We start from the raw sequence: 26,019 nt of genomic DNA, 5'->3' as shown, positions 1-26,019 counted from the left end.
AAGGGGCGGACAGATGTGCATGAATCTCATGGAGAATACGGCATAATGCGCAACCAGATGTGTGATCCCCCGCACTGATAGCCGATCCCGGGGGGATTTTTTTGAAAAAAAACCACAAAAAAATCTCCGCGAAAGAGTGAAATCCTTTTCTTTCAATGCATTAAAAATCTGGCGATAGCGCCATCGACCGATAGGGTGTCATTTTGCAACAGAATCCGTATTTGAACTTCAAGGAACAGGGCCAGGGTGCCCCCATCGTGCTGATCCACGGCCTGTTCGGCAGTCTGGACAACCTCGGCCTGCTGGCCCGTCCCTTGAGCGAGCAGTTTCGCGTCATCAGCATCGATCTGCGCAACCACGGCGCCTCCTTCCACTCGGGGGAAATGACCTATCCCCAGCAGGCCGCCGACGTGCTCGCCCTGCTGGACCACCTGGGTCTGGCGCAAGTGGTGATCGTGGGTCACTCCATGGGGGGCAAGGTCGCCATGCAGCTGGCCAAGCAGGCCCCCGAGCGGGTCAGCAAGCTGGTGGTGGCCGACATAGCCCCGGTCGCCTATCCCCACGCCCGTCACAAGAATGTGTTCGCCGGCCTCAACGCCACCCTCGCCAATCCGCCCCAGAGCCGCAGCGAGGCCGAAGCCACCTTGGCCCGGCACATCGAGATCCCGGGGGTGCGTCAGTTCCTGCTCAAATCCTTTGCCAAGAATGACGCTGGCTGGGGATGGCGCTTCAACGTGCCGGCGCTCGAGCACAACTACGCCAACATCATGGGCTGGCCCGATGCACAGAGCCGCTTCGAGGGGCCGACCCTCTTCATCAAGGGGGGGGATTCTGACTATGTGCTGCCCGAATACACCCAGACCGTGATGGCGCAATTCCCGGCCGCCAAGGCCCGCGTCATCGCCGGCACCGGTCATTGGCTGCACGCCGAAAAACCGGTTTTGTTCAATAAATTGGTTGTGGATTTCCTGTCCACAGGCGGTTAACAGTTTCAAATCCTTTGTGATATAGTGCGCCCGTCATAAGGAGTGTGCGCAATCCATGCTGAGTGAACATATCGATCTGATCGAGAGTCTGGGCCTGAAGCTATTCTTCGTGGCCATCTTCCTGCTGATTGGTCTGGCCATTCAAGACGTGCTCAAACGCGGCAACGTGCCCCGTTTCGGCCGTTTCGTCGTCTGGCTGGTTCTGTTTCTGGGTTGCGCGGGTTTTGTCGCCAAGGGGCTGATCGAAATGGGCTGGGAAGGCTCAGGGATCGGCTAACTACTTTTCATCTGTGATGTATGGCCAAACAGCAAACTGATCGAACAACACTGGATCTGTTCGCCAATGAGAAGCGCCCCGGCAGGCCAAAGACCAATCCACTCCCCCGTGAGACCCAGCTCAAGATCAACAAGCGCAACCAGCTCAAGCGCGATCGGGAGAACGGTCTGAAACGGGTTGAGTTAAAGGTGGAGGCCGAGTTGCTGGAGCGCCTGAACCAACTTGCGCTGCAACAGAACGTCAGCCGAGCCGAGCTGATCCAATCTATCCTGAAGCAACAGATTGAGTCTGCTTTTGCAGCAGGCATCGCAATCTGAACCGTTAAGCATCAACACCAAATACGGGTAACTAAACACTATGGCTAGTGTAGGTCTGTTTTTCGGCAGCGATACCGGTAATACCGAAGCTGTCGCCAAGATGATCCAGAAAGAACTGGGCAAACAACTGATTGAAGTCCGTGACATTGCCAAGAGCAGCAAGGCCGACATCGACAGCTTCGATCTGCTGATGTTCGGTATCCCGACTTGGTACTACGGCGAAGCCCAGGCCGACTGGGATGACTTCTTCCCCGAACTGGAAGAGATCGACTTCACCAACAAGCTGGTAGCCATCTTCGGCTGCGGCGATCAGGAAGACTATGCCGAGTACTTCCTCGACGCCATGGGCACCCTGCGCGACATCGTCGAAGCCAAGGGCGCCATCGTCATCGGCAACTGGCCGACCGCCAGCTACGAATTTGAAGCCTCCAAGGCCCTGGTGGACGACAAGCACTTCGTCGGCCTGGGCATCGACGAGGACCGCCAACCCGAGCTGACCGCCGAGCGCGTCAAGGGCTGGTGCAAGCAGTTGCACGACGAGCTGAATCTGGGCGAACTGGCCTGATCCACCTCCTCTCGCAACAAGGGCCCCGCTGGGGCCCTTGTTGTTTTTGTGGCAGTCACCGTTAACCCTGGCCGGTCGTCCTGTGCTCCGGCTTGGATCTCACATAGAGGGTGCGCCTGACCTGAGCCACCAGCTCCCCCCCCTTGTCCAGCACCTGCACCTCGAACTCGGGAAAGTGCTTGTCTCCCCGCTCGGTGGCCGCGACGATGGAGGCCAGCTTGGCGTCGGTCAGGTTGAACTCCGCCACCAGCATCCCCTTGCCCGGCTTGATGTAGTTGATGCTGCCCGCCTTGTCCCAGACGTAGTAACGGTTCTTGAAGTGCCCCATCAGCATCAGCGGATAGATGGGATCCGTCATGGCGAACATGCTGCCACCGAACTGGGTCCGGTTTGCGTTCTTGTTCCACCAGCGGGACTTGAGGGTGACCCGGCAGAAGCGAAAGTCATCGCTCAGGGTCTCTATCTTGATGCCCGCGCCCCAGAAGGGGGGCCAGGCGTTGAGGGCGCGGCGCACCCAGGCCGCGTTGTCAAAAAGCCAATCCATGGATCTCATCCGACCAGATTATGAAGAAGTTACATCTTATCAACATTCCCTTCATGAGCAAGCCTGAACACCACAGGCACAATTTGTCCCGCGAGGGCATTAACCCACAAAAGCCCTTGAATCACTGGGTTTATTTTCCGCATGGCTACGACCTATAATGACAGGCCAAGCGAGTTCGTGGTTGCCATTCCCTCGGCAGTCAATCAGAATAACCACACCTTCGAGAATGCGAATAAATAGAACATGGCTGACAACAACCAAGCATTGAAAAAGGCCGGGCTCAAGATCACCTTGCCCCGCGTCAAAATCCTGGAAATCCTGCAACAGCCGGACTGCCAGCACACCAGTGCGGAAGATCTGTACAAACGGCTGATCGATCAGGGTGAAGAGATTGGTCTCGCCACCGTCTATCGCGTCCTCAACCAGTTTGATGATGCCGGTATCGTCACTCGCCACCACTTCGAAGGGGGCAAGTCGGTGTTCGAGCTGGCGACCCAGGAGCACCACGACCACCTGGTCTGCCTCGACTGCGGCAAGGTGATCGAGTTCTCCGATGAGGTCATCGAGCAGCGTCAACGGGACATCGCCAAGGCCCACAACATCCGCCTGACCAACCACAGCCTCTATCTGTACGGTCACTGCGCCTCCGGTGAGTGCAAGCACGAGGAGTAACTCCTGCTGCCACTGCCCATAAAAAAAGCCAGCATCACGCTGGCTTTTTTTGTATCCGTTATCCGCTAAACAAGGCAGGGTCTCCCCTGCCCTAAATCTGGCTATCAGCCTTCGGCCTTGCCCCAGACGTCCCGCAGGGCCACGGTGCGGTTGAACACCAGGTGATCCGGGCTGGAGAGCTTGTTGTCGGCGCAGAAGTAACCTTCACGCTCGAACTGGTAGGCAAACTCCGGCTTGGCATCTTTCAGGGAGGCCTCGACACGGGCACCCTCGATGATGACCAGAGAGTCCGGGTTCAGGGCCGCCTCGAAGTCATCCTCCGCACCCGGGTTCGGCATCTTGAAGAGGCGATCGTAGAGGCGGATCTCCGCCGGCAGGGAGTGAGTGGCGCTGACCCAGTGGATCACCCCCTTCACCTTGCGGCCATCGGCCGGATCCTTGCCCAGGGTCTCGGGATCATAGGAGCAGTAGATGCAGGTCACCTTGCCGTCCGCATCCTTCTCGACCCGCTCGGCCTTGATGACATAGGCGTTGCGCAGACGCACTTCCTTGCCCAGCACCAGACGCTTGAACTGCTTGTTCGCCTCTTCCTTGAAGTCCGCCTCGTCGATGAAGATCTCGCGGCTGAAGGTCAGCTCACGGCTGCCCATCTCGGCCTTGCTCGGATGCGCCGGCGCACTCAGCACCTCGTCGGCAGGCAGGTTCTCGATCACCACCTTCAGGGGGTGCAGCACGGCCATGGCGCGCGGGGCATTCTCGTTGAGATCCTCGCGGATGCAGGCTTCCAGCATGCTCATCTCGACGATGTTGTCCTGCTTGGTCACGCCGATGCGCTTGCAGAACTCGCGGATGGAGGCCGGGGTGTAACCACGGCGACGCAGGCCGGAGACGGTCAGCATGCGCGGATCGTCCCAACCGCTCACGTGCCCCTCGGTCACCAGCAGGTTCAGCTTGCGCTTGGACATGACGGTGTATTCGAGGTTCAGACGGGAGAACTCGTACTGACGGGGGTGGCAGTCGATGCTGATGTTGTCCAGCACCCAGTCATACAGGCGGCGGTTGTCCTGGAACTCCAGGGTGCACAGGGAGTGGGTGATCCCCTCCAGGGCGTCCGAGATGCAGTGGGTGAAGTCATACATGGGGTAGATGCACCACTTGTCACCGGTCTGGTGATGGTGGGCAAACTTGATGCGATAGATGACAGGGTCGCGCATCACGATGAAGGGGGATGCCATGTCGATCTTGGCGCGCAGGCAGGCGCTGCCCTCGGCCATCTCGCCGTTCTTCATCTTGGCAAACAGGGCCAGGTTCTCTTCGACGCTGCGATCACGGAACGGGCTGTTCTTGCCCGGGCTGGTCAGGGTGCCACGGTATTCGCGCATCTGCTCGGGGGTGAGCTCGTCCACATAGGCCAGGCCCTTCTCGATCAGCTCGACGGCATAGCCGTGCAGCTTGTCGAAATAGTCGGAGGAGTAGCAGATCTCGCCATTCCACTGGAAGCCGAGCCACTGCACGTCCTGCTTGATGGACTCCACGAACTCGATGTCTTCCTTCGCCGGGTTGGTGTCATCGAAGCGCAGGTTGCACTGGCCCTGGTAGTCGCGGGCGATGCCGAAGTTCAGGCAGATGGACTTGGCGTGGCCGATGTGCAGATAACCGTTCGGCTCGGGTGGAAAACGGGTATGCACGCTCTTGTGCTTACCGCTGGCCAGATCCTCATCGATGATCTGACGGATAAAGTTGGTTGGGCTGCTCGCCTCGCTCATGAATTCACCTCGAAAGTCTCAGCTCATGGGGCAACCGCGCGCCCCCGCTTAGAAACCGACAATGATCCACTATTCACCCATGAGGCTCAACAGGAATTTGCCGCCGCGCTCTGTATGACATCACACAGAGCCCCGTTCACATTTGGGCGATGCCTGCTCCCCGAGTTCAGAACCCCTTGGCAAAGCCTCAATCGTGACCCCAAAAGGCGATTATCGGATCAGAATGACAGGTGGGGCGAGTCACCCGAGCACAAATAGGCGTCTTATGAGAACAAACAAAACACCATTGATTGCCAACATTTCACTATTAAATTCCAACATGACGAAACTAACTGCCAACAATCAGTGCATCGCGCCGCCAAACCGGATCGAGTTGGCATAAATAAAAACCCGACATTTTCCAAATCGCATCACCCTAGTATCTTATTTATAACATTGTCATTTTCTGTTGTGGCATCAGGGAAGATGGTCGACAGCCCTGTCCCTTTCCCCCTTGCCACCCGCCTCCCTCACACAGGTAGCCGAACCATGTCCTATCCCTTATCAAGACGTGAATTCATCAAGCAGTGCGTCATCGCCGGCATCGCCGTCTACAGCGCCCCCCTCCTCGCGAACCTCTCCCTGTCCGGCATGGAGGACGAGGTCTTCGATCCCGCCTTGCTCGGCCAGTGGAAACAGGGGGGCAAGGTCAAGTTTCGCAGCGATGGCCTGGCCAAGGTGACCGGCCAGAAGATCTACAGCCGGGACTATCGCGCCCAGGACCTGGCTGGCTGGCCGTCCCAGCAGCAACATGCGCTGCTGATCCGGCTCGACAAGGCAGATCGCCGCTATCTGGGGCTGGATCTCTCCGTGCTGCCTGCCAATGCCCAGCCCAGCCGGGTGATCACCGCAGCCGATCTGCTGCGCGACGGCGTCGAGCTGCCCGCCTTCTACGGCATCAATATGCTGGTGAGCGAAGGGGCCACCCCGGACTATCTGGGCCAGGCCGCCGCCATGCTCCTCTTCCCGGACTTTGCCACCTTCAATCGGGCCAAGCAGATCCTGCAATTCAATGACAAGGTGGTGCGCTACGGCGACGTGACGCCGCTGGTCGCAACTTCCCGCGATCCCTGGGCCTGCTGGCGCATCATCCGGATCGAGGGCAAGCTCGGCATGGCCGATCAATACAGCGCCTTGAAAAACGGCCTCTTCTTCCCGGCCATCGTCGATCACCAGCCGGTTTGGCCGACCCCCAAGGCCGATGGCGATGCGGGCGAACAGGGCATGTATCAGGCCGAGCTGGTGCACGAGGAGCTCAAGGCCGACGACGCCCTGGTGCTGGATCGCACCTATCAGACCCAGTTCATCGAACCCATGATGATGGAGCCGGAAAACTTCAACGGCTGGTTCGACGCCAAGGCGCGCACCATGCACCTGGTGGTGAGCACCCAGTCCCCTCACGACTTCTACTACGAAGCCGCCGAGATGCTGGCCAAGGGGCCGCTGGCGGGCAAGGTCGACAAGCTGGTGGTGCATTCCCCCTTCATCGGCGGTGGCTTCGGCGCCAAGGATCACACTATATTCCCCTTCTATGGCCTGCTCGCCGCCATCTATGGCAACGGCCCGGTGCGCCTGGCCAACGACCGTTTCGAGCAGTTCCAGGGTGGCCTCAAGCGTCATCCGTTCAACATGAAAAACAAGCTGGTGCTCGACAAGCAGAGCGGCCAGTTACGCGCCCTCATCTCCTCCATGACGGTGGACGGTGGCGGTCGCTTGAACTTCACCGGCTCAGTCGCCAGCGTGGGGGCCAGTGCCATTCAGGGCGTCTACTACCTGCCTAGGAACGACATCACGGCGGTCGCCCTGCCGTCCGAGAACCCGGATTGCGGCTCGATGCGTGGCTATGGCTCCCTGCAGACCATGGCGGCCATGGAGATGATGGTCAACGAGGCCGCCGCACTGCTCAAGATGGATCCCCTGGAGCTGAGGCGCCGCAACCTCATTAAACCCGGTCAGCCCAATACCCAGGGTGCCATCCCCGAGGGCAACAATCGTTACCCCGAGATCCTGGCGATGGCCGGGCAACACGAGGTCTGGGCCCAGCGTGAGAGCAGGAAGCAGGCTTATGAGGCCCAGCACCCCGATCGCCTGCACGGCACAGGGTTCAGCATCACCACCAAGGACTACGGCACGGGTGCCGTGGCGCCCTCGGCCTGCGTCGAGCTGACCAGCAAGGGGGAGATACTGCTGAAGATCAGCGGCATGGAGATGGGCACCGGGATCCAGACCTCCCAGGCCGAGATCGTCAGCCGCTACCTTGGCCAGCCGGCCGACACCATAGATCTCGCCGAAATCGCGCTCTGGGAAAGCTTCAAACTGGAAGAGACGGACAACCCCTACACCATCTCCCAGGAGCGCCAGGACGAGATGCAGAAGAACCCGCGCTGGACGCTTGCCATTCCGCAGGCCTCCTCGGCCTCCATCTCCTCCTACTTCCAGAGCCACGTCACCGCAGCGGCGGCCCGCCTCCTGTTTGAGCAGTCACTCTGGCCGGCGGCGACCGCCATCTGGCGCAAGCAGTATTTCGTCGGTCAGGCGAATCTGGATCTGGGCCCTTCCAGCGAGGCGAGCTGGACCCCGGCAGGACTCACGACCCGTGGCATGCCGCCACTGCCCCTCTCCCTGCTGGCGGCCCATGCCCACGCCAACGGCCTCATCACCGGCGCCATGGTGCACGCCTTCAACCGCTGGGCCTGGGCCGAATGCGACTTCACCATCGAGGGTCAGAGCAAGCGCCTGCCCATAGACGCGCTGGCGCTGCGCTACGGCGAGGGTGCCAGCAGCGAGCTGCGGGCCCAGGCCGATGCCAACGGTTATCACCTGCTCGAGCGCACCCAGGCCCATTACCCCAGCACCAGCCTGAACAACGCCATGGTGACTTACTACGCCCCCTGCGCCACCCTGGTCGAGATCGCAGTGGAGAAGGGCTCGGGCAAGGTGCATATCCTGTCCGCCCACAGCTGGCTGGACGCCGGCCGGGTCATCGTTCCCGAACTGGTGGAAGGCCAGATCCAGGGAGGTCTCGCCATGGGGGTCGGCCACGCCCTCTATGAATACCTGCCACCGGGACAAGAGGGGCCGGGCAACGGTACCTGGAACCTGAACCGCTATCAGGTGCCGCTCGCCCATCAACTGCCGGTCTGGAACCTGACCCACACCCTGCTGGAACCCCTCTCCCCCACCGATGCCACCAAGGGCATAGGCGAGGTGGTGATGATCCCCGTCGTCGCCGCCCTGGTCGAAGCCATCTATCAGGCGACCGGTACCCGCTTCTATCATCTTCCCGTCACTGCAACCGACATTCAGAAGGCCATCCAATGATCACCGTAAACATGACCATCAACGACAGTCTCATCGGCCCGATCGACGTGGATGACAACACCATGATGATCGACTTCCTGCACGAGTATGTGAATCTGACCGGTACCAAGTTCGGCTGCGGCGTCGGTGTCTGCCACGCCTGCACCATAGTCGTCGACGGGGCGGACGGCACCAGCGAGAGCGTGCGCACCTGCATCAACGGGGTGGGTCGCTTCAACGGCCAGCGCATACGCACGGTGGAAGGCCACGCCAAGCGCAACAGCCTCGGCAAGGTGATCGCCCTGAGCCCGGTGCAGAAGACCTTCCTCGATCACTTCTCCTTCCAGTGCGGCTGGTGCACCTCAGGTTTCGTCAACGAGACGACAGTCCTACTTGAGCGTCTGCGCAAACAGCCGGTGGCCATGGCCGATCTCGAGTCCACTATAGAGGGGGCACTCAGGGATCACGTCTGCCGCTGCACCGGTTACAAGAAGTATTACGAGGGGGTCAAGGCCATGTTGATCGCGGAGGGGGTTGTACGCACATGATGCTATCCAGACTCACATTCGCGCTGCTGCTTGGCGCAGGCACGGTGCAAGCGGCCGACGCCCAGGATCCCCTGGTCGCACAAGGGGCCTACCTCTCCAGGGTCGGTGACTGCGCCGCCTGCCACACCGCAGAAGGCGGCCAGAAGTACGCTGGAGGGCTCGGCTTCGAGACACCCTTTGGCGTCGTCTACTCCACCAACATCAGCTCGGACAAGACCCAGGGCATCGGCCAGTACAGTTACGAGCAGTTTCGCGAGGTGATGCACAACGGCGACGCCCCCAAGGGGCGGCTCTATCCCGCCATGCCCTACACCTCCTATCATCTGGTCACGGATGAGGACATGAAGGCGCTCTACGCCTACTTCATGCAGACCAGGCCGGCCGCCACCCCGAACCGTGACAACGACGTCCCCTTCCCCTTCAACATACGCACCGGTCTACTGGCCTGGAACCTGGTGGCCCACGACGACAGCCCCTTCCAGCCGGATCCGGCCAAGAGCAGCAACTGGAACCGCGGCCGCTATCTGGTGGACGGGCTGGGCCACTGCGGCGAGTGCCACACACCGCGCAACGTGTTCATGGCGATGGATCAAGCCAACTACCTCAAGGGCAACATGATCGAGGGGGTGATGGCGCCGGAGATCACCGCCACCGAGCTCAGGCGCCAGGGCTGGACCCACGACTCCCTGACCAAGCTGCTGCGCAAGGGTTACTCGGTCAAGGGGGGCGTCTTCGCCGGCATGTATCCCGTGGTCGAGAAGAGCTTCGCCTACCTGACCGACGAGGACATGCACGCCGTCACCAGCTATCTGCTCGATAGCGACACCCCGCTGCCTGTGCCAGAACCCAAGCCGGTCCGGCTTGATAGCGCGCACCCCGGCTATGCGCTCTACAACAGCTACTGCGCCGGTTGCCATGGCCAGGAGGGTCAGGGCAAGCCGAACGTGACGCCGTCCATGTACACCAACGCCACCCTGGATCAGAAGACGCCGACTAACACCCTGGCGGTGCTGCTGCGCGGGATCCCGGCCCAGAGCTACAGCCAGACCGAGCGCTTCGCCCCCATGCCAAGCTACGCCAAGGAGCTCAATGAACAACAGTTGGCGGATCTGGTGAACTTCCTGCGCCAGACCTGGGCCCACCAGCCCTCGACCCTGACGGCCAACGACATCAAGGCGCTCAGGCAGGAGATTGTCGGGGGGCACGATGAGTAGCGCCCAGCTGGAGGTGCTGCGCCAGAGCCTCGCCTGGCTCGCTCAGGGAAAATGCATCTGGCTGTGCAGCATAGTCGACACCTATGGCTCGGCCCCCCGTCCCAAGGGGGCCCTGTTCGCCACCGACGGTGCGAGCCGCAGCGGCTCCATCTCGGGCGGCTGCATCGAGGATGCCTTCGTCGCCATGCTGGCCAGGGGGGAGCATGACTCAACCTTGAGCCTGCTGGACTATGGCGCCCATCTCGCCCCCGACGGCAGCGCGTTCGAGCTGCCGTGCGGTGGCCGCATCCGGCTGCTGGTGGAGCGCCTCTCGGGGGACGAGGCCATGGCGGATCTGGATGAGTGGTTGACCCGGCTGCAAGGAGGCCTCCCCTTCGTGCGGGAGCTGCTGCTTGAGCAAGGGGTTCGCCGCTATCTCGCCGGTGAAAACAAGGAGCAGAGCAAGCTGGAAGAGCCCGGCAGGGTGCGGCTCGCCTATGCCCAGCGCTGGCGCCTGCTGCTGCTCGGCATCAGCCAGGTGAGCGAGCAGGTGGCACGGCTCGGCCAGGCCGCCGGTTTCGAGGTGCGGCTGTGCGATACCCGTGAGCCCTACCGCACCGACTGGCACTGGGGGCCTGAGCAGGGGGGCATCGACGTGGAATGGTGCGATCCCGAGCGTTTCGTCGAGCGCCATGCCACGGCCCAGAGCGCCGTGCTCGCGCTGGCGCACGATCCCAGGATCGACGACGCCGGCCTGATGGCGGGGCTCGAGTCCGAAGCCTTCTATCTCGGCGCCATGGGTTCCATCCATACCAGCTCGCGTCGGCTGGAGCGGCTGCAGCGGGTTTGCGAGGCGAGCGAGAGCCAGCTTGCGCGGATCCACGCACCGATCGGGCTGCCCATCGGCAGCAAGACCCCCATCGAGATCGCCATCGCCGTGCTGGCGGAGCTGATCGCCGTGCGCCAGGGCATCACCTTGGAGCGCACCGCCCATGTGGCCTGAACCAACCCTGCATGAACTCATATTGAGGAGTACCCCAGATGCCGCCTGAACGGGTTGCCCTGCTGCTGGCCGCGGGCTTCTCTCGCCGCTACGGCAGCGACAAGCGCTTCGCCGGCTCACCACCGCTGATCCTGCGCACCCTCGCCACCTTGCTCCCTTGGCATGACCGCATGCTGGTGGTGCTGCGCCGAGACGACGAGGCGCTGCGCCACCTGCTGGCGGATTCCGGGGCCGAGCTGACCCAGGTGCCCCTTGACGGGGGCCTGGGGGACAGTCTGGCCCACGGCGTCCGGACCTTGTTGGCCCAAGGCCGCTCCATCCACAGCCTGACCATAGCCCTGGCCGACATGCCCCACCTCTCGTCCACCAGCCTGCTGGCGCTCCAGGGCGCCCAGTCGGGACGGGAGATAGTCCGCCCCCTCTACCTGGGGCAACCCGGTCACCCCGTCAGCTTCCCCGCCGACCTGCTGCCCGAGCTGGCCAGCCTCAGCGGTGAACGGGGGGCGCAGCGCGTAGTGGCCCATCACCAGGCGCGCCTGCGCTGCCTGCCACTCGATGATCCCGGCTGTGTGCAAGACATCGACTGGCCAAACGACCCCCTCTGATCGGCGACCCCTCCCTATTTGGCAGTGTTTGTCTCTGTCATCGGCCAACGCCAACGACATTCCCACCGAAAGATTGCCGCTCGGCAGATAAAAAAATCCCCGCACTAGGCGGGGTCACAAGTGATGAAAAACAGACAATACACACACAACAAAGGTTCACACGCACAGTCAACCTTTCCCAAGTCCGCACCTATGCAGCCTGCCCGAGGCGGCCTTGGGAAAGGTGGGTCTTACGACCCACCCTGTGCCAATCTATCGGCCTATCAGTTCAGCTCGGTGACGCGGCTGGTACGCTTGCCATCGAAGCTGGTGGTACGCAGGTAGACCTTGCCCGTCACGCTCGGCTTGGCCGCGGCGTCATAGGCGCTCCAGCTCTTGCCATCCAGGCTGTACTGGATGGGCAGACCCGGCAGATCCACGTTCGCTTCCAGCACGCCGTCGACAACCTTGGCGCCCGGTACGGAGAGGCGGTATTCCACCCCGGCCTGATCCAGCTTCGGCAGCTGACGCTGACCCAGCAGGTTCGCGAACTGGTTCCACTCCTTGTTCAGCGTCGCCTTGTTGACGAACTTGGTGGCACCGGAGAACTCACGACCCTTCACGTAGTCGAGCTCGAAGCCGCCCTTGTGCCAGGCACGCTCGGCCACCGAGAAGATACGCGGATAGACCATGTACTCGTACTGGGCGTCGGTGCGTACCGTCTCACTCCACAGCTGACCGGAGATCCCCTTAAACTTGACCGGCTCCTGATCACCCTTGGCGACGAAGGCGTTGCCGTCGCGGTCCACCGAGGTCTCGGCGTTCTGCGGCAGGTTCTCCGGCGCGAAGGCGAACACCTTGCGGGTATCGTTGAAGCGGGTGGCCCAGTAGTAGCCACGCTCGGCCGGGTGCACCTCGTTCGGGAAGTCGAAGTAGAGGTAGTCCGGGTTGGAGAGCACCACGTCATAGCCGTTGTGCGCCCACTTCATCGCCTCGTTGAAGCCGCCCCAGTAGAGGGTTTCCCAGAAGTTGACCCGGGTCTTGTCGGTGGCGAAGACGCTGGCATCCTTGGCGTATTTGAGGCCATCTTCCCACGCCTGCAGGGTGGAGAAGCCGTGGCCCTTGACCATCTCGCTCACTTCCTTGGCGAAGTAGACAGGCAGCTCGGCCACGTCCTTGATCTTGCCATCCTCGATCATCTTCTGGCACATGGGGGACTTGCCGAACGGCTTGTCCTGCTTGCTCCAGTCGGTGTTGCCCTTCCAGGCCACCAGCTCTTCCTTCTTGGTGGTGTTGGGATCCTGATAACCACCGCCCAGCATGATGTTCTTCGCCTCGTCACCACCATAGTGCCAGGCGGTGAGCGGCTGACCTGCGGCCTCGTGCATCTTGGCCACTTCGTCCATTACCTTGGCCACGAAGGTGGCGGCGCCCGGCTGGCAGGGGTTGATGAAGGACATCTTGTCGTAGAACTGGACCGAGGTGACGTTGGAGGTGTCCGCCGGATCGGTCAGGCGATACTGGTTCGCCTCCACTTCCTTGCCTTCCGCCATCAGACGCTTGTAACGCGCCTCCATGGAGACCACGGCGGCACGGGCGTGGGCCGGCATGTTGATCTCGGGGATCACGGTCACGCCGCGGGCCTTGGCATAGCGCACCAGGTCGATGTAATCGGCCTTGCTGTAGAAGCCGGTCCCCATGTTGTCGCTGCCAGGGCCTGAGCCCAGCTGCGGCAGTATGCACTGGGTCTCGGAGAGATCGTGGCAACGTTCGCTGCCGACCTCGGTCAGCTCCGGCAGGCCCGGGATCTCGATGCGCCAGCCCTCATCGTTGGTCAGACCCAGGTGCAGGGTGTTCAGCTTGGTGGCGGACATCTGGTCGATCAGCTTGCGCAGGGTTTCCGGGTTGCGGAAATGGCGAGCCACGTCGGTCTGCATGCCACGGTATTCGAAGCGTGGCGCATCCTCGACCACCATCTGGCTCACTTTCTTGTCATCCACCCCGAGCAGGGAGATGAGGGACTGCGCCCCCCAGAAGGCACCCTGGATGTCGTGTCCCTGAATCACGGCGCCCTTCTGGCCTATGGTCATGTCATAACCTTCAGCCTGCTTGTTCTTGCTGCCGAGCTTGACGGTCACTGGATAGCCGGTGTCGGAGAGGGTAACACCTAGCTTGGTCAGTTGAGCCTTGATGACGTCGGCGCGGTCGGACGGCAAGTCCAGCGCATTGAGCTTGATGGTGGAGAGATCCACCTGGGGGCCAGCCTTGATCACCTGCTTGTGCGGGGTCGGCAGGATGCGATCATCGATCTGCTTGGCGGGCAACAGGGTGCTGGACTGGTTGGCGGCGAAACGGGTCTCGCTGTTCATCAGGATGTTGTTGTCATCCTTGGTACGCTTCCAGCCATCCGCCGGCATCGGCTTCTCGTAGGTGGTGGCATCGTCGATGTTGCTCATGCTGGCGATCACCTTGGGCTCCGCGCCCTCGGCGGTCACGTACCAGCTCGGCATGATGTCGGTTTCAAACAGTACCCAGTACTCCACCACCATGGGCACCTCGACCGTCGCATCCTTGGCAAAGCCCTGGAACTTGTCGGTCGGGGAGAGGCGATAGAGGTCACCGGTCAGGTGAGTGATGGTGAACTGGTCGTTGTCGACGCGCTGAATGCGGCGGATGGAGGAGACATAGATGCTCCAGTCCTTGGAGGTCACGTCCGCACCCGTGTTGGTCAGGTGCAGCTTGGCCACCCCGCAGCTCGCCCACTCGGAACCGAGCGCCTGGCAATCCAGACCGGCACCGGCCCCATCGTTGGTCACCACTTCGTACTTGACGACGAGGTTATTGGCGATGGAATCGACCACGGCTTGCTTGGCGGTATCGGCTGCCTGTACCTGGGCGGTAAAAACGGTAGACATGGCAATGGCTAACAGAGAATGTTTCAAGTTCATAACTGCTGCTCTCGTTTGAAGTAAAGGTTGGATTTTCTTGGCTTTTTTTATATGGGGCCCCAGAGCGGGGCCCTTATTTATGTCAACAATGGACTTAGTCTTGAGGTGAGCTCGTGCTCGATTAACGCAGGGCTTTCATCTCACCGGCGATGATTTCGGCCAAGGGGCCAAGGATCACCTGCAGGTTTTGCTCACCGAGTTTGACCACACCGGCCGCGCCCAGGGCTTTGAGCTTGCGCTCGTCGACGATGCTGCGATCCTTCAGGGTCAGACGCAGACGGGTGATGCAGGCGTCGATGGTGACCAGGTTGTCTTGACCACCCAGCACTTCCAGATACTGCTTGGCCAGCTCGGTGCGGTCAGTAGTCTGAGCCTGTACCGGTACGGCTTCGTCGTCTTCACGACCCGGGGTCTTCAGGTTGAACTTGACGATCACGGCGCGGAAGATGGCGTAGTAGAGACCGAAGAACACCAGGCCTTGTGCCAGCAGCATGTACCAGTGGGTCGCCAGCGGGTTGCGGCTGGAGAGCACCATATCCACCAGACCGGCGCTGAAGCCGAAGCCGGCGATCCAGTGCATGCTGGCGGCGATGAACACGGAGATACCGGTCAACACGGCGTGGATGACGTACAGTACCGGCGCCACGAACATGAAGGAGAACTCGAGCGGCTCGGTCACCCCGGTGAAGAAGGCGGCAAAGGCGGCTGCGATCATGATGGATGCAACTTTTTCTTTGTTCTCTTTCTTGGCGGAGTGGTAGATGGCCAGCGCGGCGCCCGGCAGACCGAACATCATGATGGGGAAGAAGCCAGCCTGGTACATACCAGTGACGCCCACCACGGCTTTACCCGCGTCGATGGAGCTCTGACCGCCCAGGAAGTTCGGGATGTCGTTGATGCCGGCCACATCGAACCAGAATACTGAGTTCAGGGCGTGGTGCAGACCGACCGGGATCAGCAGACGGTTGAAGAAGGCGTAGATACCGGCGCCGGTGGAGCCCATGCTGACGATGGATTCGCCGAAGGAGACCAGGCCACCGTAGATGACCGGCCAGACGGCCATCAGGATGAAGGAGACCACGATCATGACCACGGAGGTGACGATCGGCACCAGACGACGGCCGGAGAAGAAGGCCAGCGCCTTGTGCAGCTCGACGCTGCTGAAGCGGTTATACAGCTCGGCGGCGATGACACCACAGAGGATACCGACGAACTGGTTGCTGATCTTGGCAAAGGCAGCCGGGACCTGATCGGCCGGGATACCCTTGATCTGGGCAACGGCGCCCGGGCTCAGCAGGGTGGTCACCACCAGGAAGCCGACCAGACCGGCCAGCGCGGCGGAACCGTCTTTGTCTTTGGACATGCCGTAGGCAACACCCACGGCAAACAGCACGGGCATGCTGTCGATGATGGCGGCACCCGCCTTGATCAGGAACGCGGCCAGTGGGCTACCACCGCCCCAGCCGTTCGGGTCAATCCAATAGCCAATCCCCATCAGGATCGCTGCGGCAGGCAATACCGCCACCGGCACCATCAGGGCGCGGCCGATCTTTTGTAAATAACCGAGAATGTTCACGGTTCCTCTCCTTAGTTGGTGTTTTTCTAGAAATTAAGTGCTTATCACGTTCGACGCATAAGCCATCAAGGCTTGATTGGCAGTCTATGGGTTTTATTTCGCTGCGCAAATTAATAAACCAGCATTCGTGATCATTATCACTCAACAGAGATAAAAGTAGTCGATTGATGTGGCTTAGTCCGCAATCTTTATTTACGCTATAAAACAACTTAAAAAAGTGTCTCGTCCTTGCCGTCGATAGACTGCCGCAACCCGTACAGAGGTATAGAAATGCGCCTGATCCCGTTGAAGTCTGCCAGCCAAGTGGGTCTCTGGTCTGCCCGTTACATCGTTGACCGCATCAATGCGTTCAAGCCCACCAGTGACCGCCCCTTCGTACTGGGCCTGCCCACCGGCGGCACCCCGCTCAACACCTACAAGCGTCTGATCGAGCTGTACCAGGCCGGTGAGGTGAGCTTCGAGCACGTGGTCACCTTCAACATGGACGAGTACGTGGGCCTGCCGAAGGAACACCCCGAGAGCTATCACAGCTTCATGCACAACAACTTCTTCAACCACGTGAACATCCGTCCGGAGAACATCAACATCCTCAACGGCAATGCGCCGGATCTGGTGGCCGAGTGCCAGCGCTACGAGGACAAGATCAAGTCCTACGGCAAGATCAACCTGTTCATGGGCGGCGTCGGCAACGACGGCCACATCGCCTTCAACGAGCCGGCCTCCTCCCTGGCCTCCCGTACCCGGGTCAAGACCCTGACCGAGGATACCCGCATCGCCAACTCCCGCTTCTTCGGCGGCGACATGGATCAGGTGCCCAAGCTGGCGCTGACCGTGGGTGTGGGCACCCTGATGGACGCCGAGGAGATCCTGATCCTGGTGATCGGTCACGCCAAGGCCCAGGCCCTGCAGGCCACGGTAGAAGGCAGCGTCAACCACATGTGGACCATCTCCACCCTGCAGCTGCATCCGAAAGGCATCGTCGTGTGTGACGAGCCCTCCACCATGGAGCTGAAGGTGAAGACAGTGCGCTACTTCCAGCAACTGGAAGTCGACAACATCAAGCACCTGTGAGGAGTCCCCATGTACGCACTGACTAATTGCACCATCTATACCGGCAGCTGCGTGCTGACCGGCCATGGCGTCCTGATCGATGGCGACCGCATCGTCGCCATCCTGCGTCAGGACGAACTGCCTGCCGGTGTCAAACAACATGATCTGCACGGCGCCAACCTGAGCGCCGGCTTCATCGACGTCCAGCTCAACGGCTGCGGCGGCGTCATGTTCAACGGCCACATCTCGGTCGAGACCCTGGCCACCATGCAGGCGGCCAACCTCAGGTCAGGTACCACCAGCTTCCTGCCGACCCTGATCACCAGCCCGGACGCGGACATGAAGCAGGCGGTGGCGGTCACTCGCGACTACATGGCCGCCCGCCCCAACGAGGTGCTCGGCGTCCATCTGGAAGGTCCCTACACCAACCTCAAACGCAAGGGGATCCACCCGGCCGAGCAGATCCGCCAGCCCGCCGACGAGATGATCGACTTCTTCTGCGCCAACGGCGACGCCATCGCCAAGATCACCCTGGCGCCGGAGCGCAACAAGCCGGAGCACATCCGCCGCCTGGTAGAGGCCGGCATCCTGGTCTCAGCGGGCCACACCGCCGCCAACTACGAGCAGGCCATGACCGGCTTTGACAGCGGCATCCGCTTCGCGACCCACCTCTACAACGCCATGACCCCGACCGTGAACGGCCGTGAGCCTGGCGTAGTCGGTGCCATCTACGATCGCAAGGATGTCTATGCGGGCATCATCGTCGACGGTCACCATGTGCACTGGGCCAATGTGCGCCTGGCACACAGGATCCTCGGCGAGAAACTGGTGCTGGTCACCGATGCCACCGCCGCGGCCGGTGCACCGGAAGGCTTTGAGCAGTTTGATTTTTGTGGCGCAACCGTCTATTTCCGCGATGGTCAGTGCGTCGATGAGAATGGTACACTCGGCGGCTCTGCCCTCACCATGATTGAAGGGGTGGAGAATCTGGTCAAACAGGTCGGATTACCGCTCGATGAAGCACTGAGAATGGCCACCCTTTATCCCGCTCGCGCCATTGGATGGGACTCACGTCTCGGTAGTATCCAGGTCGGAAAAATTGCCAACCTCACCGTCTTTGATCAGGCCTTCACGGTCTGCGGGACCGTGGTTAACGGACACTACACAACACAGTGACACTATGACTGGCGGACAAATAGCAAACGTAGATCTTATCAAGCAGGTGAACAGTGCCGTCGTCTATCGACTCATTGACCTGCAGGGGCCCATCTCGCGGGTCAAAATTGCCGAGTTGAGTCAGCTGGCCCCGGCCAGCGTGACCAAGATAACCCGGCAACTGATCGAGCATGGGCTGATCAGGGAGACGTCGCCCCAGGCGTCAACCGGCGGACGACGCGCCATCTCCCTGACCACCATCAAGCATCGCTTTCAGTTTGTCTCCGCCAAGCTTGGCCGCGGCTATCTGCAGCTCTCCCTGTATGATCTCGACGGCAAGGAGCTCGATCAGCACATCACCCAGGTGACAGAGATAGAGCAACAGCCCGTGGTCGACATGCTGCTGCGGGAGATTGGCGCCTTCATCGACGCCAATACCGAGCGCAGCCGCAACCTCATCAGTGTCGCCCTCACCATGCCGGGTCTGGTCAACCCGGAATCCGGCATGGTCATCTATACCCCCACCTACCAGATCCGCAACCTGGGGCTCGCCAAGCTGCTGGAGCACCATTTCAACCTCCCCTGTTACGTGGGCAACGACACCCGTTCCCTGGCGCTGGCCGAACACTTCTTCGGCGAGTCCCGCGACTGCATGGACTCCATCCTGGTGAGCGTCCACCAGGGCACCGGCTCCGGCATCATCACCAAGGGGCAGGTATTCCTCGGTCATAACCGCAACGTCGGCGAGATAGGCCACATCCAGGTCGAGCCCCTCGGCAAGCGCTGCCACTGCGGCAACTTCGGCTGCCTCGAGACCATCGCCTCCAACGAGGCCATCGTCGACAAGGTGAAGGAGCTCATCAGCCGCGGCCACCTGAGCTCGCTGCAGGAGAAGCACATCACCATCCAGGAGGTGTGCAAGGCCGCCGTGGCCGGTGACGAACTGGCACGCAGCGTGATCGAGAACGTGGGAGAACACCTGGGCCGGGCCATCGCCATCACGGTCAACCTGTTCAACCCTCAGAAGGTGCTGATCGCCGGCGAAATCACCGCCGCCGAGGAGATATTGATCCCGGCCATCCGTCGCTGCGTCGAGCACCAGTCCCTGCCGAGCTTCCACCGTGGCCTGCCCATCGTGAAGGCACGCTTCCAGAACCAGCCCACCATAGGCGGCTTCGCCCTGGTGAAGCGCTCCCTGCTGGAAGGGGATCTGCTGCAGATCATCATGGAGCAGAAGTAAAGGTCCAAGCCTTGGGAAACAAAAACGGCAGCCAGTGGCTGCCGTTTTTTATGGTCTGTTTTCGCCGGTTTACCCTGCCCTACAGGGCTTGAACAGGTCAAGCTTGCCGTCATAGACCTGGGTCTATACGTCCATGATGCCGAGCATGGTGCGGGGCAGCAGGTTGTCGCGTTCGGTTAGCCTGGCTCACCCTGCCCGGCAGGGCTTGAACAGGTCAAGCTTGCCGTCATAGACCTGGGTCTGCACGTCCATGATGCCGAGCATCGAGTGGAACAGGTTGTCGTGGGAGAAGCGCTTGCTGTCCGCCTCCTGGCGCAGGCAATCCTGATTGAGCCCGCGATCCCGCTGCAGCTGGGGAGAGAACCAGGTCAGCAGGGGCACCCGGGTCTGATCGTCCGGGGCAAACTTGTAGGGGGTGCCGTGCAGGTAGAGCCCCAGCGCCCCCAGGGATTCCCCGTGATCCGACAGGTAGACCAGCCCCACGTTGTACTGGCTCTCCAGGGTCTTGAGCTTGGCGATAAGCTGGGACAGCACCTTGTCGGTATAGCGAATGGTGTTGTCATAGGTGTTGACCAGCTCCTCATTGCTGCAGTTCTCGATGTCGCTGCGCGGGCAGTCCGGCAGGAAGACGCGATCCTCGGCCGGGTAGCGGCGATAGTAGGTCGGGCCATGGCTGCCCATCAGGTGGAAGGCCACCAGCTTGCTGCCCTGCTTGCCCTTCATCCCGGCGATCTGCCGATCCAGCCCCTGCAGCAAGACCTCGTCATAGCAGGAGTCCCCTTCACAGTATTGGGGGAAGGCCTTGGGCTCGATCTCCAGGGTGGGCACGTTATTGCACACCCCCTTGCAGCCGCCGTCGTTCTCCTTCCACAGCACTGAGACACCGGCGTGTTGCAGCACGTCCAGCAGGCCGTCCCTGGACTTGGCCAGGGTCTCGTCATATTCCCGGCGCGTGAGGTTGGAGAACATGCAGGGCACCGAGACTGCGGTGGCGGTGCCACAGGAGCGCACGTCCCTGAAGGAGACGAGATCCGGCTCCTTCATGGTGAAGTCGTTGGTCTGCTTCTGGTAGCCGTTGAGGGAGTAGTTCTGGCTGCGGGCCGTCTCCCCCACCACCAGGAACATCAGGGTCGGCTTGCCGCCCTTGTCCACCACCCTGGCATCTGCGCCTATCGGCTGATAAGGGACAGGGGTGGCGAAGAGAATATCCCGGGCGTAGCGATAGAGACCGCGCACGTAGTTGGAGGGGACTATCTCTTTGACGATGGTATGGTTGTTGCGCCCGACCGAGGCGTAATCCTGGTAATAGAGGGCGGCGACGCCGACCAGGAACAGCAGGGAGAGGGCGATCCCCGCCAGACGCTGGGCCAGCCCCTTGTACCAGGGGGTTGGGTATTCGATCTTCAGCCACAAGAGGCCAAGCACCGGCAGCACGGCGGTCAGCAGGAACCAGAGCACCACTGAACCATTGAGGTAGGAAGTGGCCTCCCCGCTGTTGGTTTCGAGTATGTTCTGCACCATGCCCACATCGAAGATGATGCCGTATTTGAGCATGGCGTAGCTGACCAGGGAGGCGGTGACGATCAGGAAGGTGAAGAAGGGCTTGAGCAGATAGCGGAAGGTGAACGGCAGGAAGACCGCATTGAGGGCGGCGACCAGCACCAGGGGGATAGAGAGGGCAAAACCCGCCTTGACGTGCTCGAGGGCGCTGAGAATACGGTAAAAGTGCAGGAAAATTGGCCAGTTGAACACCAGTGCAAACAGCAGCACCAGCAACAGATTGACCTTCATCACTCCCAGAGTGAGGCGCATAAGAAGACTCCGACAAACCAGTGATCTGGAGACCCTGCATGGGGACTCCGTTGTGGGCATCCCTGCCACCCGTCTCTCTTCCCGAGCAGACAAGGTGGTGATGGGCACAGCGGCCCGGATGCAAGGAAAGAGTAAGAAAGCAAACTTAAGCGGGAATTAAGGAAGGCACAGCGAAGGAAATGGCGTCTGAGAAGAGTCTGGGAGATAAAAAAAAAACGGCAGCCTGAGGCTGCCGTCTGGTGTTTATCCCCAGTCAGGGGCTAGAAGCTGTGCTGTCAGAGCAGCGCAGCCACTTCGGCGGAGGGAGGTGAGACCGTTGTGGTGCCCCTCTCTCACACGTGCTCTACCTGGCGATCAGAGCAGCGCGGCCACTTCGTCGGAGATGGAGCCGTTGTGGTAGACCTCCTGCACGTCGTCCAGATCTTCCAGCATGTCGATGAGGCGCATCAGCTTGGGTGCGGTGTCGGCATCCAGCTCGGCTTCGGTGGAGGCGATCATGGTCACTTCGGCGCTCTGGGGCTTGAAGCCGGCGGCTTCCAGGCCATCGAGCACGGTGCCGAAATCGTTCGGGGTGGTGTAGACCTCGATGGAGCCATCCTCTTCGGTGACAACGTCATCGGCGCCCGCTTCCAGGGCCGCGTCCATCAGGGCATCCTCGTCCACGCCCACGAAGGTCAGCAGACCCTTCTTGCTGAACAGGTAGGCCACCGAGCCGTCGGTGCCCAGGTTGCCGCCGCACTTGCTGAAGGCATGACGCACTTCCGCCACTGTGCGGTTACGGTTGTCGGTCAGGCACTCCACCATGACGGCGGAGCCCGCCGGGCCGTAACCTTCGTAGACGATGGTCTCGAGCTGCTCGCCATCGCCACCACCGGCGCCGCGCTGGATGGCACGGTTGATGGTGTCGCGGGTCATGTTGCCGGTCAGGGCAGCCGCTACCGCCGCGCGCAGGCGCGGGTTGTTGGCGGGATCAGCATCACCGAGGCGAGCCGAGGTGGTGATTTCGCGGATCAGCTTGGTGAAGATCTTGCCACGCTTGGCGTCTTGCGCCGCCTTGCGGTGTTTGATGTTGGCCCATTTGCTGTGACCTGCCATAAAAACTCTCCGTTATAATTTGAAATCAATGGGATACGGGTCGCATGGCGACCCGTTCTTCAATCTTCTCAGGCGTCAGCCTTGGCATCGGCCTTGGCAACGGTGGCGATGGCCAGCTCGGTCAGCTGGGCCTGGTTGGCGAAGCTGGGAGCATCCGTCATCAGGCAGGCCGCTGCCGTGGTTTTCGGGAAGGCGATCACGTCCCGGATGTTGTCGGTACCTGTCAGCAGCATGCTGAGGCGGTCCAGGCCGAAGGCCAGACCGGCGTGGGGCGGGGTACCGTATTTCAGGGCATCCAGCAGGAAGCCGAACTTCAGACGCTGTTCGTCCGGGGTGATCCCCAGGATGTCGAACACGGTGGACTGCATCTCGCTGTTGTGGATACGCACAGAGCCGCCGCCCACTTCGTAGCCGTTGATCACCATGTCATAGGCGTTGGCATAGGCACCCAGGGGGTTGGCTTTCAGCTCGGCCGGGCCCAGGTTGCTCGGGGCGGTGAAGGGGTGGTGCATGGCAGCCAGGCCACCTTCGCCATCTTCCTCGAACATGGGGAAGTCGATGACCCAGAGCGGCTTCCAGACGTTCTCCACCAGACCCAGATCGCGGCCCACCTTCAGGCGCAGGGCGCCCATGGCGTCGCACACCACTTTCTTGGAGTCAGCGCCGAAGAAGAGGATGTCGCCATCGGCGGCGCCGGTACGGGCCAGGATCTCGCGCACTATCTCGTCGGACAGGAACTTGGCCACCGGAGACTGGACGCCCTCGATGCCATTGGCGGCGGCGTTGACCTTCATCCAGGCCAGGCCCTTGGCACCGTAGATGCCGACAAACTTGGTGTACTCGTCGATCTGCTTGCGAGACAGCTCGGCGCCGCCCGGGACTTTCAGGGCTGCCACGCGGCCTTTGGGATCGTTGGCGGGGCCGGCGAAGACGGCGAACTCGACTGCGGTCAGCAGATCTGCCACATCCACCAGCTCCATGGGCAGGCGCAGGTCCGGCTTGTCGGAGCCGAAGCGACGCATGGCCTCGTCGAAGGTCATGATAGGGAAGTCGCCGAGATCCACGTTCAGGATGTGCATCCAGAGTTTGCGGATCATCTCTTCCATGATTTCACGCACTTGCGGCGCAGTCATGAAGGAGGTCTCCACGTCGATCTGGGTGAATTCCGGCTGGCGGTCGGCACGCAGGTCCTCGTCGCGGAAGCACTTGACGATCTGGTAGTAACGATCGAAGCCGGACATCATCAGCAACTGCTTGAACAGCTGCGGGGACTGCGGCAGGGCGTAGAACTTGCCCTTGTGCACCCGGCTCGGCACCAGGTAGTCACGGGCTCCTTCCGGGGTCGCCTTGGTCAGCATGGGGGTCTCGATGTCGAGGAAGCCCTGCTCGTCCATGAAGCGACGGACGAAGGCGCTGGCCTTGGCACGGGTCTTCAGGTACTTGGCCATCTCGGGACGGCGCAGGTCCAGATAGCGGTACTTGAGGCTCACCTCTTCGCTGTTGACCTGGTTGAAGTCGATGGGCAGCGGCTCTGAACGGTTGATGATGGTGAGCTCATGGGCGAACACCTCGATGGCACCGGTGGCCATCTCCTTGTTGCGCTGGGACTCGGGACGAGTGCGCACCACGCCGGTCACCTGGATGCAGAATTCACCGCGCAGTTCGGAGGCCAGGGCGAAGGCATCCGGCTTGTCCGGATCGAAGAACACTTGCACGATCCCTTCCCGGTCACGCATGTCGATAAAGATCAGACCACCGAGATCACGACGACGATGGACCCAACCGCACAATGTAATGGTCTGCCCTGCATGGGCCTCATTGACCTGTCCGCAATAGATAGAGCGCATGGACTTCTTCCTTCGAAATAGTAGAGAGACGGTTTGGGTCGCCGGGCACGACTGGCAAGCACCGTCTGTCTCATAGCTGGCCAGATCTTGGTTCTTACCCGGTTTGAAATCAGTCTCATATCATCCGGCTCCCCCGAGCCGGATAAGTACTGCCGAGGCGGTGCAACCACAGGTCCCGGATAGGGCTCTACGATGGCATCGGCAGCGTCGTGTCTGCTCAATTCGTGGGCGCCATCATGACCTCTCCGGGTACATGAGCGCATGAGTCACAACGAATTGGCAAACAAAAGGGCTGGCATTATAGAGGAAAACCCCCATTTGGGTAAAATAGCCCGCAGCCTCCTTTGCCCTGTTTTTTCTTGTCCTGGCGCAAAAATGGGTACGAAACGAGACAAACCCGCAGACAGGATCCCCTATGAGCCTCTATTTGGGTCTACCCCAGTGGTCACACCCGGCCTGGCCCGGCCAGTTGCTGGGGGTGGGCGCCAGGCACGCCGAGCACCTCGCCCACTATGCCCGGGTGTTCAATACGGTGGAGGGCAACACCACCTTCTACGCCTCCCCCACCCCGGAAACGGTGCGCCGCTGGGCCGATGCGGTCCCCGACCACTTTCGCTTCAGCTTCAAGTTCCCGAAAGAAATCAGCCACCAGAGCGATCTGGTGAGCGCCGACAAACAGGTGACGGACTTCATTCGGCTGCTGGCGCCCCTGCACGACAGGCTGGGGCTGCTCAAGCTGCAACTGCCCGCCCGCTTCGGGCCACAGGGGCTGGCCCGTCTGGGTGCCTTCTTCGAGCGGCTGCCGCGGGATTTCACCTATGCCCTCGAGGTGCGCCACCCCGACTTCTTCGCCAAGGGAGAGGCGGAGCGCGCTCTCAACCGGCTGCTGATGGAAAAAGGCATCAACCGCATCATGCTCGACAGCCGACCGCTCTTCTCGGTGCCAGCCACTACGCCGGCCCTCGTCGACGCCCAGGGCAAGAAGCCGAGGCTGCCGGTGCACCTGCTCGCCACGGCCAACAGTCCGGTGGTGCGTCTCATCGGCCTTCCTCATCCCGAGGACAATCACCCCTTTTTGCCCTCATGGTTGCCCCGTTGGAAACAATGGTTGGCAGAGGGGAGGGATCTCTACCTCTTTATCCATACCGCCGACAATGCCCGGGCCCCCGAGCTGGCCCGTCAGGTCAGTCGGCTGCTCGGTCAGGAGATGGCTCCCTGGCCGGGGGAAAACGATCGCGCGCGCCAGGGCGTGCTGCCCTTTTAGCCGCTCCCTTCCCCGCCCCTGTTTCACCGCTAAAAAAAGCCGTTTTTTTGTGGCCCCACGGGGCTCGGCGTCAAGACAAACGCCCACCTTTCCTCTACACTACCGCCCCAAGCAAGGACCCGGACGCCCGCCATTGCATAGTGTTGCAGGCGACCGTCCGGCTCCCGGTAAAGGGCTCTGACCGCTGTCCATGGCAACACCTGCCGCAGACGGCTCATCCCCATAAAGGACCAGGATG

General features: G+C 61.2%; 21 protein-coding genes. 14 read left to right on the top strand and 7 right to left on the bottom strand.

Annotated elements, in window-relative coordinates; translation table 11 throughout:
• Nucleotides 1-221 precede the first annotated feature (221 nt).
• The 4 genes from ACT5M9_RS19390 to fldA are packed head-to-tail and all read left to right on the top strand — an operon-like array spanning nt 222 to nt 2,145.
• Nucleotides 222-986: an alpha/beta fold hydrolase gene (locus ACT5M9_RS19390; protein WP_457980603.1), complete on the top strand. Its 765-nt coding sequence runs from the start codon at nt 222-224 to the stop codon at nt 984-986.
• A 55-nt stretch (nt 987-1,041) separates the two neighbouring features.
• Nucleotides 1,042-1,263, top strand: coding sequence for a DUF2788 domain-containing protein (locus ACT5M9_RS19385; RefSeq protein ID WP_042077338.1), 222 nt, complete (start codon nt 1,042-1,044; stop codon nt 1,261-1,263).
• A 20-nt stretch (nt 1,264-1,283) separates the two neighbouring features.
• Nucleotides 1,284-1,580, top strand: a complete 297-nt coding sequence (gene ybfE / locus ACT5M9_RS19380; protein ID WP_005309699.1) for a LexA regulated protein — start codon at nt 1,284-1,286, stop codon at nt 1,578-1,580.
• 40 nt (nt 1,581-1,620) lie between these two features.
• The gene (fldA, locus tag ACT5M9_RS19375) at nt 1,621-2,145 is read left to right on the top strand and encodes a flavodoxin FldA (RefSeq protein WP_349921596.1); all 525 of its coding nucleotides are present in this window, start codon (nt 1,621-1,623) and stop codon (nt 2,143-2,145) included.
• A 61-nt stretch (nt 2,146-2,206) separates the two neighbouring features.
• Here the strand turns inward: fldA and ACT5M9_RS19370 are convergent, their stop codons facing one another.
• A complete protein-coding gene (locus ACT5M9_RS19370) occupies nt 2,207-2,689 on the bottom strand; it encodes a DUF4442 domain-containing protein (RefSeq protein ID WP_457979550.1) in 483 nt (160 codons plus the stop codon).
• 243 nt (nt 2,690-2,932) lie between these two features.
• Between ACT5M9_RS19370 and fur the strand changes: the two genes are divergently transcribed.
• Nucleotides 2,933-3,361 carry a ferric iron uptake transcriptional regulator gene (gene fur / locus ACT5M9_RS19365; RefSeq protein WP_100860447.1) on the top strand — a complete coding sequence of 143 codons (429 nt, stop codon included), beginning with the start codon at nt 2,933-2,935 and terminating at the stop codon, nt 3,359-3,361.
• Between the two features lie 104 nt (nt 3,362-3,465).
• On the opposite strand, the gene glnS is transcribed toward fur, so the two are convergent.
• Entirely contained in the window at nt 3,466-5,127 is a 1,662-nt protein-coding gene (gene glnS, locus ACT5M9_RS19360; protein ID WP_457979552.1) for a glutamine--tRNA ligase, read from the bottom strand.
• Between the two features lie 528 nt (nt 5,128-5,655).
• Between glnS and ACT5M9_RS19355 the strand changes: the two genes are divergently transcribed.
• Genes ACT5M9_RS19355 through ACT5M9_RS19335 form a run of 5 tightly spaced genes read left to right on the top strand, consistent with a single transcriptional unit; the run spans nt 5,656 to nt 11,815 of the window.
• A complete protein-coding gene (locus tag ACT5M9_RS19355) occupies nt 5,656-8,487 on the top strand; it encodes a xanthine dehydrogenase family protein molybdopterin-binding subunit (RefSeq protein WP_457979554.1) in 2,832 nt (943 codons plus the stop codon).
• On the top strand, nt 8,484-9,014 hold the full coding sequence (locus ACT5M9_RS19350; RefSeq protein ID WP_457979556.1) for a (2Fe-2S)-binding protein: 531 nt from the start codon (nt 8,484-8,486) through the stop codon (nt 9,012-9,014). The genes ACT5M9_RS19355 and ACT5M9_RS19350 overlap by 4 nt, the downstream gene beginning before the upstream one ends.
• Entirely contained in the window at nt 9,011-10,228 is a 1,218-nt protein-coding gene (locus ACT5M9_RS19345) for a c-type cytochrome (RefSeq protein WP_457979558.1), read from the top strand. The genes ACT5M9_RS19350 and ACT5M9_RS19345 overlap by 4 nt, the downstream gene beginning before the upstream one ends.
• Nucleotides 10,221-11,210 carry an XdhC family protein gene (locus ACT5M9_RS19340; protein WP_457979559.1) on the top strand — a complete coding sequence of 330 codons (990 nt, stop codon included), beginning with the start codon at nt 10,221-10,223 and terminating at the stop codon, nt 11,208-11,210. Before ACT5M9_RS19345 ends, ACT5M9_RS19340 begins: the two co-directional genes overlap by 8 nt.
• Before the next feature lie 38 nt (nt 11,211-11,248).
• Nucleotides 11,249-11,815 carry a nucleotidyltransferase family protein gene (locus ACT5M9_RS19335; protein ID WP_457979561.1) on the top strand — a complete coding sequence of 189 codons (567 nt, stop codon included), beginning with the start codon at nt 11,249-11,251 and terminating at the stop codon, nt 11,813-11,815.
• Between the two features lie 263 nt (nt 11,816-12,078).
• Here the strand turns inward: ACT5M9_RS19335 and nagA (ACT5M9_RS19330) are convergent, their stop codons facing one another.
• Together nagA (ACT5M9_RS19330) and nagE are read right to left on the bottom strand one after the other, a co-directional pair.
• Nucleotides 12,079-14,742, bottom strand: a complete 2,664-nt coding sequence (gene nagA / locus ACT5M9_RS19330) for a beta-N-acetylglucosaminidase NagA (RefSeq protein WP_457979562.1) — start codon at nt 14,740-14,742, stop codon at nt 12,079-12,081.
• Nucleotides 14,743-14,863: 121 nt separating this feature from the next.
• Entirely contained in the window at nt 14,864-16,318 is a 1,455-nt protein-coding gene (nagE, locus tag ACT5M9_RS19325) for an N-acetylglucosamine-specific PTS transporter subunit IIBC (protein ID WP_457979564.1), read from the bottom strand.
• A gap of 270 nt (nt 16,319-16,588) precedes the next feature.
• Here nagE and nagB point away from each other — a divergent pair, with 270 nt between their 5' ends.
• Genes nagB through nagC form a run of 3 tightly spaced genes read left to right on the top strand, consistent with a single transcriptional unit; the run spans nt 16,589 to nt 19,763 of the window.
• Nucleotides 16,589-17,389: a glucosamine-6-phosphate deaminase gene (gene nagB / locus ACT5M9_RS19320; RefSeq protein WP_438549943.1), complete on the top strand. Its 801-nt coding sequence runs from the start codon at nt 16,589-16,591 to the stop codon at nt 17,387-17,389.
• A 9-nt stretch (nt 17,390-17,398) separates the two neighbouring features.
• Nucleotides 17,399-18,544 carry an N-acetylglucosamine-6-phosphate deacetylase gene (gene nagA, locus ACT5M9_RS19315; protein ID WP_457979565.1) on the top strand — a complete coding sequence of 382 codons (1,146 nt, stop codon included), beginning with the start codon at nt 17,399-17,401 and terminating at the stop codon, nt 18,542-18,544.
• Nucleotides 18,545-18,548: 4 nt separating this feature from the next.
• Nucleotides 18,549-19,763, top strand: coding sequence for a DNA-binding transcriptional regulator NagC (gene nagC / locus ACT5M9_RS19310; protein WP_025326348.1), 1,215 nt, complete (start codon nt 18,549-18,551; stop codon nt 19,761-19,763).
• Nucleotides 19,764-19,949: 186 nt separating this feature from the next.
• Here nagC and ACT5M9_RS19305 read toward each other — a convergent pair whose 3' ends face one another.
• From ACT5M9_RS19305 to aspS, 3 genes are all read right to left on the bottom strand, one after another.
• Complete coding sequence (locus ACT5M9_RS19305) at nt 19,950-21,575, bottom strand: phosphoethanolamine transferase (protein ID WP_457979567.1); 1,626 nt, start codon at nt 21,573-21,575, stop codon at nt 19,950-19,952.
• A gap of 354 nt (nt 21,576-21,929) precedes the next feature.
• Nucleotides 21,930-22,670, bottom strand: coding sequence for a YebC/PmpR family DNA-binding transcriptional regulator (locus tag ACT5M9_RS19300; RefSeq protein WP_005325689.1), 741 nt, complete (start codon nt 22,668-22,670; stop codon nt 21,930-21,932).
• 68 nt (nt 22,671-22,738) lie between these two features.
• Nucleotides 22,739-24,517 (bottom strand): aspartate--tRNA ligase, encoded by a 1,779-nt coding sequence (gene aspS / locus ACT5M9_RS19295; RefSeq protein ID WP_457979569.1) that lies wholly within the window; start codon nt 24,515-24,517, stop codon nt 22,739-22,741.
• 415 nt (nt 24,518-24,932) lie between these two features.
• Here aspS and ACT5M9_RS19290 point away from each other — a divergent pair, with 415 nt between their 5' ends.
• Complete coding sequence (locus ACT5M9_RS19290; protein WP_457979570.1) at nt 24,933-25,781, top strand: DUF72 domain-containing protein; 849 nt, start codon at nt 24,933-24,935, stop codon at nt 25,779-25,781.
• The last annotated feature ends 238 nt before the right edge of the window (nt 25,782-26,019 follow it).

It is taken from the genome of Aeromonas sp. AE23HZ002T15 (assembly GCF_054165525.2).
This window is presented reverse-complemented; position numbering and strand designations above follow the sequence as displayed.